The organism is Clostridium sp. AF19-22AC, assembly GCF_003479085.1.
Lineage (GTDB): Bacteria > Bacillota > Clostridia > Lachnospirales > Lachnospiraceae > Faecalicatena_A > Faecalicatena_A orotica.
Genome location: NZ_QUGN01000003.1, coordinates 219,464 through 233,205, shown reverse-complemented (window position 1 = coordinate 233,205; position 13,742 = coordinate 219,464). Strand labels below are relative to the sequence as shown.

General features: G+C 45.6%; 11 protein-coding genes and 1 pseudogene. 10 read left to right on the top strand and 2 right to left on the bottom strand.

Annotation, left to right across the window (positions count from 1 at the left end):
- The first annotated feature begins 18 nt into the window (after positions 1–18).
- From clpX to ytvI, 4 genes are all read left to right on the top strand, one after another.
- Positions 19–1,290 (top strand): ATP-dependent Clp protease ATP-binding subunit ClpX, encoded by a 1,272-nt coding sequence (gene clpX / locus DWX43_RS04910; protein ID WP_109729507.1) that lies wholly within the window; start codon positions 19–21, stop codon positions 1,288–1,290.
- A gap of 114 nt (positions 1,291–1,404) precedes the next feature.
- Complete coding sequence (lon, locus tag DWX43_RS04905) at positions 1,405–3,753, top strand: endopeptidase La (RefSeq protein ID WP_109729506.1); 2,349 nt, start codon at positions 1,405–1,407, stop codon at positions 3,751–3,753.
- A complete protein-coding gene (gene yihA, locus DWX43_RS04900) occupies positions 3,750–4,352 on the top strand; it encodes a ribosome biogenesis GTP-binding protein YihA/YsxC (protein WP_118619183.1) in 603 nt (200 codons plus the stop codon). Before lon ends, yihA begins: the two co-directional genes overlap by 4 nt.
- Before the next feature lie 2 nt (positions 4,353–4,354).
- Positions 4,355–5,479, top strand: a complete 1,125-nt coding sequence (gene ytvI, locus DWX43_RS04895; protein WP_109729504.1) for a sporulation integral membrane protein YtvI — start codon at positions 4,355–4,357, stop codon at positions 5,477–5,479.
- Positions 5,480–5,529: 50 nt separating this feature from the next.
- Here the strand turns inward: ytvI and DWX43_RS04890 are convergent.
- Positions 5,530–6,773, bottom strand: a pseudogene (locus DWX43_RS04890) (MATE family efflux transporter).
- A gap of 455 nt (positions 6,774–7,228) precedes the next feature.
- On the opposite strand from DWX43_RS04890, the gene ald reads away from it, so the two are divergent.
- Positions 7,229–8,356 (top strand): alanine dehydrogenase, encoded by a 1,128-nt coding sequence (gene ald, locus DWX43_RS04885; RefSeq protein WP_118619181.1) that lies wholly within the window; start codon positions 7,229–7,231, stop codon positions 8,354–8,356.
- Between the two features lie 122 nt (positions 8,357–8,478).
- On the opposite strand, the gene DWX43_RS04880 is transcribed toward ald, so the two are convergent.
- A complete protein-coding gene (locus tag DWX43_RS04880; protein ID WP_243099257.1) occupies positions 8,479–8,940 on the bottom strand; it encodes a hypothetical protein in 462 nt (153 codons plus the stop codon).
- A 273-nt stretch (positions 8,941–9,213) separates the two neighbouring features.
- Here DWX43_RS04880 and DWX43_RS04875 point away from each other — a divergent pair, with 273 nt between their 5' ends.
- The 5 genes from DWX43_RS04875 (at position 9,214) to DWX43_RS04855 (ending at position 13,729) form a co-directional block, all read left to right on the top strand.
- Positions 9,214–10,128 carry a dihydrodipicolinate synthase family protein gene (locus DWX43_RS04875; RefSeq protein ID WP_109729502.1) on the top strand — a complete coding sequence of 305 codons (915 nt, stop codon included), beginning with the start codon at positions 9,214–9,216 and terminating at the stop codon, positions 10,126–10,128.
- Between the two features lie 2 nt (positions 10,129–10,130).
- Complete coding sequence (locus tag DWX43_RS04870; RefSeq protein WP_182440623.1) at positions 10,131–11,138, top strand: DctP family TRAP transporter solute-binding subunit; 1,008 nt, start codon at positions 10,131–10,133, stop codon at positions 11,136–11,138.
- A 103-nt stretch (positions 11,139–11,241) separates the two neighbouring features.
- Entirely contained in the window at positions 11,242–11,682 is a 441-nt protein-coding gene (locus tag DWX43_RS04865; protein ID WP_146203247.1) for a TRAP transporter small permease subunit, read from the top strand.
- A gap of 6 nt (positions 11,683–11,688) precedes the next feature.
- Positions 11,689–12,987 (top strand): TRAP transporter large permease, encoded by a 1,299-nt coding sequence (locus DWX43_RS04860; protein ID WP_109729499.1) that lies wholly within the window; start codon positions 11,689–11,691, stop codon positions 12,985–12,987.
- A 97-nt stretch (positions 12,988–13,084) separates the two neighbouring features.
- Positions 13,085–13,729 carry a bifunctional 2-keto-4-hydroxyglutarate aldolase/2-keto-3-deoxy-6-phosphogluconate aldolase gene (locus DWX43_RS04855; RefSeq protein WP_109729498.1) on the top strand — a complete coding sequence of 215 codons (645 nt, stop codon included), beginning with the start codon at positions 13,085–13,087 and terminating at the stop codon, positions 13,727–13,729.
- The last annotated feature ends 13 nt before the right edge of the window (positions 13,730–13,742 follow it).

Genomic DNA, 13,742 nt, shown 5'->3' with positions numbered 1-13,742 from the left:
TATGAGGTGAAATGTAATATGGCAGGAAAAGTAAGTGATGATACAGTAAGATGTTCCTTCTGCAATAAGACCCAGTCACAGGTCCGCAAGCTGATTGCGGGCCCTAACGGGGCATATATCTGCGACGAATGCATCGATGTGTGTGCTGAGATTATTGAGGAAGAATTCGAATATGACGAAAGAAAAGAGTTCGATGACATCAATCTTCTGACACCGGAAGAGATGAAGACATTCCTTGATGAATATGTGATCGGACAGGATGAAGCCAAAAAGGTACTTTCAGTCGCTGTATATAATCATTACAAGCGGATTATGGCAGAACAGGACTTAGGGGTTGAACTGCAGAAGAGTAATATATTGATGCTGGGACCGACCGGCTGCGGTAAAACGCTGCTTGCCCAGACACTGGCCAAGATTCTGAATGTGCCGTTTGCCATCGCAGATGCGACGGCGCTTACGGAAGCAGGCTATGTAGGCGAGGATGTTGAGAATATCCTGCTGAAGGTGATTCAGGCTGCGGACGGGGACATTGAACGTGCGGAGCATGGAATCATTTATATAGACGAGATTGATAAGATTACGAGAAAATCAGAGAACCCGTCCATCACCCGTGATGTATCAGGGGAAGGTGTACAGCAGGCTCTTTTAAAGATTGTTGAGGGAACCGTGGCTTCTGTTCCGCCACAGGGCGGCAGGAAGCATCCTCATCAGGAACTGATCCAGATAGACACGACGAATATCCTGTTTATCTGCGGTGGTGCTTTTGAGGGGATTGACAAGATCATCGAGACACGTCTCGACAAGAAGTCAATCGGTTTTAATGCGGAGATCGCTTCCAAACATGAATATGATGTAGATGTACTGCTTCATCAGGTACTTCCGCAGGATCTGGTCAAATATGGCCTGATCCCGGAGCTTGTAGGCCGTCTGCCGGTGAATGTTTCACTGGATATGCTCGACGAGGAAGCATTGATCAGAATCCTGACAGAACCGAAGAGTGCGATTGTGAAGCAGTATCAGAAACTGCTTGAATTAGACGGGGTAAGACTTGAATTTGATAAAGAAGCCCTGTATGCAATCGCAGAGACATCTCTTGCCAGAAAGACCGGGGCCAGAGGTCTCAGGGCGATTATGGAGAACATCATGATGGATACGATGTTTAAGGTGCCGTCTGATGATACGATCAAGGGATGCCGGATAACAAAAGAAGTAGTAAAAGGAACGGGAAGGCCATTGTATGAATGCGATGGAGAAGAACGCAGATCGTTCCTGAACTCAGTGAGCGCGTAAAGATTCGGGCGGGTGCAATGGAATGACCATGTATCCGCCCTTTTAGCATGTCTGATAAAAAGGCGGAAAGCTATTGAAACATTAAGAAAAGACATACAGGCAGGAGGAGACGTAATGAAAAGTGAGAGGCGAAGCCTTCCGATGGTTGCGCTGCGCGGCATGACAATTATGCCGGAGATGATTGTTCACTTTGATGTGAGCCGCCAGCGTTCCATAGCAGCTATTCAGGAGGCTATGGTAGAAGACCAGAAGATATTTATGGTAACACAGAAGGATATAGAGACAGAGAATCCCAAAAAGGAGGACCTGTTCGAAGTGGGGACAGTGGGGACGATCAAGCAGATCATCAAGCTGCCCAAGCATATTGTAAGAGTACTTGTTTCCGGAGAGACAAGGGGCATACTAAGCACAATCGAGTATGAGGATCCGTATATGCGTGCCGAGGTGGATGTCATTGATGAATCTGACATCACGATTCCCGAGGACCTGAATGGACAGGCGATGGAGCGCGGACTGAAGGATATGTTTGTTGACTTTGCGGCAAAGAACGGAAAGATGTCCAAGGAGGCTGTGGCACAGGTGCTGGAGATACAGGGACTGAAGAAGCTTGTAGATGAAATTGCTGCAAACACTCCCCTTTATTATACAGACCTGCAGGAAATCCTGAACGAGACGGATTTCTGGAAACGGTATGAGGCGCTTGCATTCAAACTGGTAAATGAAGTCCAGATCATGGATATCAAAGAAGAGATCCAGATGAAAGTAAAGGAAAGGGTCGATAAACACCAGAGGGAATATATTCTGAGGGAACAGTTAAAACTAATCCGTGAGGAACTCGGCGAGGATACAACGATATCCGATGCAGAAGAATTTGAAAAAGCGGCAAAAGCGCTGAAGGCGCCGAAGGAAGTAAAGGAAAAGCTGGAGAAGGAGATCGGCCGTTTCAAAAGCTCCCTGAACAGCCCTGCCGAGAGCGGTGTGATCAGGACCTATATCGAGACGCTGTTAGAAATGCCTTGGAATAAAGCAGTAAAAGACAGTAATAACATTGAGTTTGCACAGAAGGTGCTGGACGAGGACCATTATGGGCTGAATCAGGTAAAAGAGAGGATTCTGGAATTCCTTGCAGTGAGATCTCTCACGAAGAAGGGGGAAAGCCCGATCTTATGTCTGGCAGGACCGCCGGGAACAGGTAAGACGTCTATTGCAAAATCACTGGCAAGGGCCCTGAAGAAGCCATATGTAAGAATCTCTCTTGGAGGCGTGCGTGACGAGGCAGAGATCCGCGGGCACAGGAAGACCTACGTAGGGGCAATGCCGGGGAGAATAGCCAGTGCGATGAAGACTGCCGGCGCTAAGAACCCAATCATGCTTTTGGATGAGATCGACAAGGTAAGTACAGACTATAAGGGGGATACATTTTCCGCACTTTTGGAGGTGCTTGACAGCGAGCAGAACAGCAAGTTCCGTGACCATTATCTGGAAGTACCGCTGGATTTGTCGGAGGTTTTGTTTATCACAACCGCGAATACGCTTCAGACAATCCCGAGACCGCTTCTGGACCGGATGGAGGTCATCGAGGTCAGCAGCTATACAGAGAATGAAAAGCTGCACATTGCAGTAGAACACCTGATTCCAAAGCAGCTTGATAAACACGGCCTGAAGCCGGAACAGCTGACGTTCAGCAAGCATGCAATCTGGAAAATGGCACGTAACTACACAAAGGAAGCCGGCGTCAGACAGCTGGAACGGGAGATTGGAAATGTCTGCCGAAAAGCGGCAAAAGAGATCCTGACAACACAGAAAAAAGGTATTGCGGTGACAGAGAAGAATATCCACAAGTATCTCGGAAAAGAAAAATATACGTACCAGATGGTCAATGCAACAGACGAAGTCGGTATTGTAAGGGGGCTTGCATGGACCAGCGTAGGCGGGGATACCCTACAGATCGAGGTCAATGTCATGCCGGGAAGCGGAGACATCATGCTGACCGGACAGCTCGGCGATGTGATGAAGGAATCCGCGCAGACTGGCATCAGCTATATCCGCTCAGTCAGCAGAGAGTACCAGATTGCAGATGACTTCTTTGAAAAGCATGATATCCACGTACATATCCCGGAGGGAGCAGTTCCGAAAGACGGCCCTTCAGCGGGTATTACGATGGCAACGGCTATGATTTCCGCGATTACCGGCCATAAAGTAAGGGCGGATCTGGCCATGACAGGTGAAGTGACACTGCGCGGAAGAGTCCTTCCGATCGGAGGGCTGAAGGAGAAGCTGCTCGCTGCAAAGAATGCCGGAATCAAGACGGTCCTGATCCCGAAGGAGAATGTGGCAGACGTGGAGGAATTGTCCTCAGAAATTACGAAGGGACTGGAAATTCTTCCGGCAGAACATATGAATGAAGTATTAAAGACCGCCCTGTTGGCAGAAGACGGACAGGAAGACAGGAGAGATATATGATAATCAGAAGTATCAATTTGGAGACGGTCTGCGGGATCACAAGCGTACTGCCGGACAATGACAAGCCTGAGATTGCATTTGCAGGTAAATCCAATGTCGGGAAGTCCTCCCTGATCAATGCCCTGATGAACAGGAAATCCTACGCAAGGATTTCCCAGACACCGGGGAAAACGCAGACAATCAATTTTTATAACATCAATGAGGAGATGTATCTTGTAGATCTTCCGGGATACGGGTATGCGAAAGTATCAGAGAAGGAAAAGGCTCAGTGGGGAAAGCTGATTGAAAGATATCTTCATGGTTCCAGCCAGCTGCGTGCGGTATTTCTGCTGATCGATATCCGCCATGAGCCATCTTCGAATGATAAAATGATGTACCGCTGGATTGTGGAGCAGGGATTTGCTCCGGTTATAATTGCCACGAAGCTGGACAAACTAAAGAGAAGCCAGATACAGAAACATGTCAAAATGGTAAGAGCAGGGCTGGATCTGGTTCCGGGAACAAAAATTATTCCTTTTTCCTCCGTTACCAAACAGGGCAGAGATGAAATCTGGGAATTCGTTGAAACGGAGTATTTGGACAGACAAGAGGTGGAATAAGTATGGAGAAAAAAAGGCCTTACTGGCAGGTAGCTGTAAGCCTTATCTTCAGCCTGATAGCAACAGCAGCGTTTGTAATAATCGGAATCAAGGCGATTGGTTTCCTGATGCCGTTTGTAATAGGCTGGATCATTTCTGCGATCGCCACACCGCTGGTCAACTGGCTGGAGAAGCGGTTAAAGATTGTAAAAAAACTGGGGTCAGCTCTGATCGTTATCGTTGTGCTGGCACTCATCGTGCTGGTTCTGTATTTTGCCATCAGCCGTATAACAGCAGAGATCGGGGACCTGGTCAAGAATTTTCCGGAACTGTACGCACAATTGGAACAGGGACTGCGGCAGATAGGGGATACACTGTCCGGTGCATTTTCCAGACTTCCGGAAGGTATTCAGAACGGCTGGAACACAGTTGTGCTGAATCTGGATGAATATATGGGAAACCTGGTATCAAAAATCAGCCAGCCGACAGTGACTGCGGCGGGTAATTTTGCCAAGAGCCTTCCTTCCTGGCTGATTTCTTTTATTGTGGCCATTATGTCGGCATATTTCTTTACTGTACAGAGAGAGGAAGTCATAAGCTGGCTGAAGAAGGTATCGCCTCCGTCTGTTGAAAAGAGGATGAGTCTGGTCATGGACAATCTGAAATTTGCGGTGGGGGGATACTTCAAGGCGCAGTTCAAAATCATGGGAGTTGTGTTCCTGATACTTTTTGCAGGTTTTGCGGTTCTCGGTGTCCATTATTCCGTGCTGGTGGCATTTTTGATTGCATTTCTTGACTTTCTCCCGTTTTTCGGGACAGGGACGGCCATGATTCCCTGGGCGCTTTATAAGGTCCTGACAGGGGATTATAAGACAACGGTAATGCTCCTTGTCATCTATGCAGTGACCCAGCTCGTGCGCCAGCTTCTGCAGCCGAAACTGGTCGGGGACAGCATGGGGATGAACCCTCTTGTAACGCTGCTTCTGCTTTATATCGGCTATAAAGTAAGCAGTGTACTGGGAATGATCCTTGCCGTTCCGATCGGCATGGTGCTGATTAACATGTGCCAGGCGGGCGCGTTTGATTATATTCTTGACGATGTGAGAACTCTTGTAGAAGGGATACTGGGACTCAGAGAGACCGATTAAAAAAATACCGCAGAATGAAGTTCATTTTCATTTTGCGGTATTTTTGTATGTCAGGATTTCTTATTCTTCCAGAGCCGGTGCATGAACAACATCAGCCAGACAGGAAGTATGATACCTTTTATAATACTGGATATGGTAATACTCCACCAGATTCCGTTCAGTTTCAACACAGTTGCAGAGAGCAAGACTGCCAGGGGGATACGCAGCAGATTGAACGTGATCCCGGTGAGGGAAGGCGGCATGGATTTGCCGAGTCCCTGAAAGGTTCCTGCAGAGGCAGCCTCTGTACACATGAAAAGCTGGGACAGTGCAAGGATACGGAGGTAATCGACGCCCATCGGTATGACATCCGGCTCTGATATGAAGAGGCGGAACAAAAATTCAGGGAAGAGCAGCAGTGCAAGTGTGGTGAATACACCCCAGATTCCCATAATCCTTAGTGCCGTAAAATAGCCTTTCCGGACTCTTTCATTTTTTCCGGCCCCGTAATTCTGGGCCGTGAATGCATTGACCGAACTTCCGAACCCTTCCGCGGTCATCCATGAGATAGATTCGATCTGGCTGCCGACCTTCTGTACTGCCACGGCTGCATCGCCCCATCCCGCGATCAGTCTTGCTATGATCATCGAGATGGCTGTGAAGAAAATATTCTGTACGGCAGCAGGCAGACCGATCAGCAGAATCTCTTTGATATAACGGAAATCAGGCCGGTGGAAAATCTTAACCTTTGAAAAAATGACAGGGTCTTTTCGAATCCGCATGATATAGATCACAAATACAATAACCTGTGCGAATACCGTTGCAATGGCGGCTCCCTTTACACCCAGTACAGGAAGCGGGCCAGGGCCAAAGATCAGGATTGGATCCAGAACCAGATTAATGAGGAGCCCTGTCGTTGTAGACCAAAATGTGGTGATACTGTTGCCCATCGCAGTCAGCAGTCCGGTCAGGATCTGGTTGATAAAGTTAAAAACAATGGCTCCACATGTAATGATCAGATACCATTGTGCATTGCGGATGACCTCCGGGCTGTTCAGCCGGAAGAAGGCGACAAGCGGCACATGAAAAACAATAGAAACGGCACCGTACAGAAGCCCCAGAATAAGGCCCATCCAAAGCGCGGCAGATGCATAGCGTACAGCCTCTTCATTCTTACCCGCACCCAGCGACTGGGCGGTCAGGACCTGCCCCCCATGCGGGCAAGCATAGTAAAACCGGCCGAAAGCCATATATACATGCCGGCAGCCCCCACTGCGGCAACGGCATTGCTTCCCAGGCGCCCGATCCAGAGCATGTCCGTCAGGTTATAAGCCATCTGGATCAGCGAAGTCCCCATAATCGGGAGCGCGAGCCGGGCAAGTGAGCCGGCGATCGGCCCGTTCAGTAAATCAACATTTTTTCTCACTGTAGTAAATCCCCCTAAATAATAAATATTGACGAATAATATGATGCCAGGGTCAAAAAGTCATACAATGCATGCTCGCATGCAATTGGATGACTTTGGGACCCGTAAAACATGAGAAAGTAGCCCGATTAGGGCGGATTTCGAATGTTTTTAGGATTTCGGGAGCACGAAGTGCGGAGAAATCCGTAGGCATCAGGGGTCAGAATACCTTTTGACCCCAACATCATAATATTATAACACCATATATCCAGATAAGCATAGCTTTCCCCAAAAAGATTTTGTATAATAAAAATAGAAACAGAAAAATCAGTAACGGAATCTCTATGAGAAAGGCGGAAAGTGCTATGAGAATCGGTTGTGTGAAGGAAATCAAGAAACAGGAATACCGTGTAGGAATGACACCGGATAATGCAGGAAGTTACGTCAATGCCGGACACGAGGTATATGTAGAATCCGGACTGGGCGTGGGATCGGGTTTTCCAGATTCGGAATATGAAGAGGCTGGGGCAAGAATTGTGGGTACGGCAAAAGAGGTCTGGGATATTTCTGAAATGATGGTGAAGGTAAAAGAGCCACTTCCGGAAGAATATCCACTGTTCCATGAAGGATTGATCCTCTACACATACCTCCATCTTGCGGCGGATAAACCATTGACGGAAGCACTGCTGGAATCAGGAGTAAAAGGGGTGGCTTATGAAACACTCATGGAAAGGGACAAAAGCCTGCCGCTCTTAGCGCCTATGAGCCAGATTGCAGGACGACTGAGCGTACAGGAAGGGGCTAAGTATCTGGAAAAAATGTATGGAGGGGAGGGGGTGCTTCTGGCAGGGGTCCCAGGGACTCAAAAGGCAGATATTGTCATTATAGGCGGAGGATCCGTTGGAACAAACGCGTGTAAGATTGCAGCCGGTATGGGGGCAAATGTTACCATCATGGACGTGAATACCCAGAGACTGCAATATTTGGATGATATTTTCGGTGCCAGAATCCAGACACTGGTTTCCAATGATAGAAATATAGAAAAAGCATTGAGAAATGCGGACCTCGTAATCGGATGTGTACTGATCCCCGGAAAAGCTGCCCCAAAGGTCATTAAGAAGAAATACCTTCAGCAGATGAAAAAAGGTGCCGTGATTGTAGATGTGGCAGTAGACCAGGGCGGATGCTGCGAGACGACAAAGATGACTTACCACAATGACCCGATTTATACAGTGGACGGTGTTGTTCACTATTGTGTCGGAAACATGCCGGGAGCGGTGCCGAGAACTTCAACCATCGCACTGACCAACGCCACCCTGCGTTATGGGCTGGAGATTGCTAAGAATGGGCTGGAAGAGGCATGCAGGGAGAATGAAGTGATTTATTCTGCTGTGAATACTTATCAGGGGAAGGTGACATATCAAAATGTGGCGCTGAGCCTTGGAATGGAGTATACAGATATAAAATCACTTTGCATGAACCCGGGCCGGTAACAATTGAATATTCGCTTTTCAGACGGTTATGAGAGCAGCCGGATTTACGAATTTAGTGTAAATCCGGCTGCTTTTATAATGAGCTAGTCAGATTATCAATAAAAAGGAGTGGTACAGTGACTTTACATTTTAATGACCGGAGTAACGGATATAGCTCCCGTAATATCGATATTTCTGACTGTAGGCGGATACGTCAGATGGAAAGAGAGCATTGCTTCCTGTGTAAGAGCCTCATTGGTAGTAAAGCTTCCCGAAGCCGTAGCATTTCGGCCCACGCTTCCGGCCGGCGCATAGGAGGCGTAAAGCAGGCGGAGGGAGTTATTAATCTTAGGAATGATCTGCATATATCCATCGGCTTCCGGTATGGCCAGGAATAGGTAGTTTATCAGGTAGAGATAGCCGGGAGGGAGGATGATCTGGCTGTCCTGTTCCAGACGAATCTGATCCCCTTCCTGAAAATAAACCAGCATAGGGAGTTCAGAACCCGAAGGCGGGCTGGACTGGACCGCAAACTGGGCGAAAAAGCGGCGTCCATCATCTTCCCCACAGGGAGGTTCGGGCGGATTTGGACAACAAAATTTCATAGAAATACTTCTTTCTTTTTCTTTTTAGTATATTAGCCTAGAAATAGAATGTTACGTGGAGGAAGGATATGATTGTGTGTCGTGATTATTTTATAGTATAGATTTAGAAAATCAACTATGATTTCTTAACAAATCTACCGTTACTAAATTGTGAATTTTGACGAAAAGTAGTATTAATACATAAATTAATAAAAAATATATTGTAAAATTACTACTAACATGATAATATTCAAATGTAGTTAAATTACATTTTAAAAAGTGAGGTAGAGAAATATGATTACATTAGTCAGAAAATTTGAAGGAATCATTGTTGCAAATTTAACACCGTTTACTGAGGAAGGCGTGTTAGATGAGACTGCTTACCGGGAACATATTGAATTTATGATCGAACGTGGTATCCACGGATTGTTTCCGATAGGAACGATGGGGGAGGGAATCAACATTCCTCTGGAGGAGAAAAAGCATATCATTGATGTTCTGGTGGATCAGGTAAAGGACCGTGTAGATATCATCGTACAGGGTACCTGTGTAAATACAGCTGAGAGCATAGCATTTGCCAGATACTGTTATGAGAAAGGTGTTCATGCAATGGCACTTATCACTCCGTGGTTCTATCCTTATGATGAAGAAAACCTGTATCAAAATTTTTCAGCCATTGCCAGTGCAGTTCCTCAGATGCCAATCTTCATTTATAACAATCCGGACAGGGCAAATAATAAGTTGTCAGTGAAGTTATACAAGAGACTGGTACAGACTTGTGAGAACATTGTTGGTGTAAAAGACAGCAGTAAGGATATGGTCTTGTTTCAGGATTACATAAATGAGCTTCCAGAAGAGGCAATCGCCATCAGCGGATCAGATGGACTATTTTACCTTTCCCTGTGTGCAGGTGCAAAAGGAATCGTGACAGCGATTGCTAATTCTCATCCCGAAATTTTCGTTGCTCTGTGGAACGCATACAATGCGGGAGACAAGGATCACGCATGTGAAATCCAAAAAGAAATTAACCAGATGAGAAGTATCTTTAAAATCGGGCCATATGCATCTGGTTATAAATATGCAATTGAGAAGAGAGGACTTAAATTCGGTGGTTTCCGTCTCCCGGTCAGAGACTTGAACGAAAAGGAGAAAGAAGCATTTGAAAACGCATATAGTTCTGCGGAATTTATCAAAAAATGGGAGAGATAAGAATGAAAAGATGGATTGTGTGTTTGTTATCAGCTTCTCTGGCGATTAGTATGCTCTCAGGATGTGGAGTGTCAGTAAAGGGAAAATCCTATTCAATCAAAGTAGGATATGGAACTAACCCCGGCCATCCAATTGATCTGGCATCAAAGGAATTTGAAAAAAGGGTGGAAAAGGAAGCAGGGAAGATGGGATATGATGTAGATGTACAGCTTTTTCCTTCCTCACAGCTTGGCTCGGAAAAAGAAATGATAGAGCTGTTACAGATCGGAGCACTGGATATGTGTCCGACAACGACTGGCCCGCTTGGACTTTTTGAATCTTCATATCTTGCATTTGACCTGCCGTTCCTTTTCCTGAATACTGATCAGGCGGACAGGGTGTTGGATGGTGAAATCGGAACCGAGATGCTCTCTAGCATGGAGGATATCGGTATAGTAGGACTTTCCTGGTGGGAAAATGGGTTCCGCGAATTGACGAACAATAAACGAAAAATTGTAAAACCTGAGGATTTGAAAGGAATCAAACTGAGGACCATGCAGAATGATGTGCATATTGATTTCTTCCAGAAGCTTGGAGCCGCACCAACCCCACTTGGATTTGGTGAAATATACACTTCACTTCAGTCGAATATTATTGATGGACAGGAAAATCCACTTTCAATTATTGCAACGAATAAGTTCTATGAGGTCCAGCCATATACAACGATATCAGATCATGTATATTCGCCTGTCCCGGTCTTGTACAGTAAGGCGCTTCTTGAGGATCTGCCGGAGGAACTGCAGGAAATTGTAACGAAAGCCGCATATGATGTCCGGATTTATGAGAGAGAAGCGGGGCGCACACAGGAGCAGGAATATATTGATGAGATCGCTCAGAAATCTGATATTTATATACTTACAGATGAAGAAAAGATGGCCTTTCAGGAGGCCGCCCAAAGCACATATGTGAAATTTGAATCGGTAATTGGAAAGGAATTTATGGACAGAGTAATTGAAGAAGCACAAAAATAAAACGGGGAGCAGCCGCTTCAGGAGCGTGAGCCACAGCGGCAGATCCGGGAAAGGGAAGCAGGGTTAAAAAGTGAAAAATCAGGTAAAAAAGGTTGAAAATATAATGTTAATGATTTTGGGTCTCTCCATGACACTGATTATGTTCATAAATGCATTGGGACGGTACATACTAGGGGATACATTTCTCTGGGCAGAAGAAGTCATACGCCTTCTTTTTGCATGGGCAATGTTTATTGGAATCACTGATCTGTTTATAACGGGCGGTCATATCGGGTTTGATGTTGTTTCTAACAGGAACAAAACGACCAGAAAAGTCTGTGCAGTGGCTGCGTATGCTGTACTGATTATCATAGGCTGGAATTTGATGGTATATGGTGCCGGAATTATCTCTGTAATCGGAAAGATTCCGCTGCCTGCCACAAAACTGCCGGGAGCCATGTTTTATATACCGGGAGTAATTGCAGGTGTAGTCTGGATATTTATTGGAATTTGGGGAATCGTTAAGACATTGCGTAAACAGGAAAAGGACAGGCAGGAGGAGTAAAAAGATATGAGTACACTGTTATTATATTTGGGCATTTTTGCAGTATTTTTTGTGATTGGTGTACCAATCGTATTGTCACTGTCTCTATCTGCAATTATACTGCTGTATTTCAGTGATGTACAGGTACTGGTATTTGCACATCAGTTTATTAAATCAATGGATAACTATTCTCTGACGGCTATTTTCTTTTTTATTCTGGCAGGCGAGATTATGAACTCAGGCGGGATGACAAAACGAATTATTGCTGCAGTTTCAAAAAAGCTGGGAAATATTCCCGGAGGGCTTGCAATGGTTGCAGGTGTCAGCGCCATGATATTTGCAGCGATTAACGGTTCTGCCATCGCTACGGCAGCGGCTATCGGTGCAATTATGATTCCGGCCATGCAGAAACAAAAATATGGATCTGCATACAGTGGGGCAGTGGTGGCAGCAGGCGGTGTTGTAGGGCCCATCATTCCGCCCAGCATACCGGTTATCCTTTATGGCTCTATTACCGGAGCCGCAATACCGAGCCTTTTCGTAGGGGGGATGATACTGGGTCTTCTGATTACTGCCGGCCATGTGGTCCTGAGTTATATTATTGGGAAAAAGCGCGGATACTATGTTCCCAAAAGTGCAGTAAAAAATATGGGAAATGTTATTGATGTGGAAGAAAATGAATCAAAAGGCGTCATCTGGGCAATTATGCTTCCGATATTTATCATGGTGACAATCGTAGCAGGAATCTTTACTGCAACGGAAGCAGCAGCCTTTACTGTAGTTTATGCGTTTATTATTTCAAAGTTTGTATATAAAGAACTGAAGCTTGAAGGCATCACACAAATCTTTGAAAGATCCATGAAGTCTACAGGAACTGTTATGGCAATCGTAGGAAGTGCGTCAGCAGTTGCCTGGGTACTGACATATAACCGTGTACCACAGCAGGTTGCTGACTATTTATTAAAATTTGCGGATTCTCAAATGGTGTTCATGTTGATCGTATTTATACTGTTGGTTATTGTCGGGATGATCATGGACCTGACACCTGCAATCTTGATACTTGCACCGATTTTTATTGCTCCGGTGACTCAGTATGGAATTGATCCGGTGTATTTTGGAGTGATTTTCCTTGCAATTCTGACAACAGGGCTTATTACACCACCAGTCGGGACACTGATTTTCACGGCGTGCGGAATGACCAAGAAGACATTTAGCGAGGTGAGTAAAGAACTCATCCCCTATACAATTGTCACATTTGCGGTTATTTTGATTGCAGTATTCGTCCCACAGATTATAACATTCCTGCCAAATCTGCTTTATCAGTAAAAGCAGTCTGGATGAGGTAAGGTATTCTTTTTACTTTAAAATATGTGCCCTTTCAAGAAAACTATTGTAAATTTATGAAAGATATAGGAGAATGAAAATGAAAAAAGAAGAAATATTAAAAAAAATAAAAGAAAATGGATTAGTTGCGGTCGTGCGTGCGGAACACGCGGATGAGGCAAAGAAGATTACAGAAGCCTGCATCGCGGGAGGCTGCGCCTCAGTAGAGATTACATTTACAGTGCCGGGAGCACATCGCATCATTGAAGAACTGGCAAAAACATATAAACCGGAAGAAATTCTAATCGGTGCAGGAACCGTTTTAGATGCACCTACGGCAAGAATTGCAATATTAAGCGGAGCCCAATATATCGTAAGCTCCAGTTTTGACAGAGAAACTGCGATGCTCTGCAATTTATATAAAATTCCCTATATGCCGGGGTGTATGACCCTGAAAGAGATTTCTGAAGCGTTAAAATATGGTGTGGACATCGTAAAAATCTTTCCGGGCAATGTCTTAAAAGTTGATTTTGTGAAAGCCGTCAAAGGTCCCATGCCACAGGCTGAAATGATGCCGTCGGGCGGTGTGGATGTTGATAACGTAGAAACATGGATTAAGGCAGGCTGTGTTGCTGTTGGCGCAGGCGGAAGCCTGACTGCAGGAGCAAAGACAGGTGATTATGGGGCAATTACTGATCTTGCGAGGCGGTTTTCGGCCAATATCAGAGCAGCACGCCAGAGTTAGGTAACCATAAAAG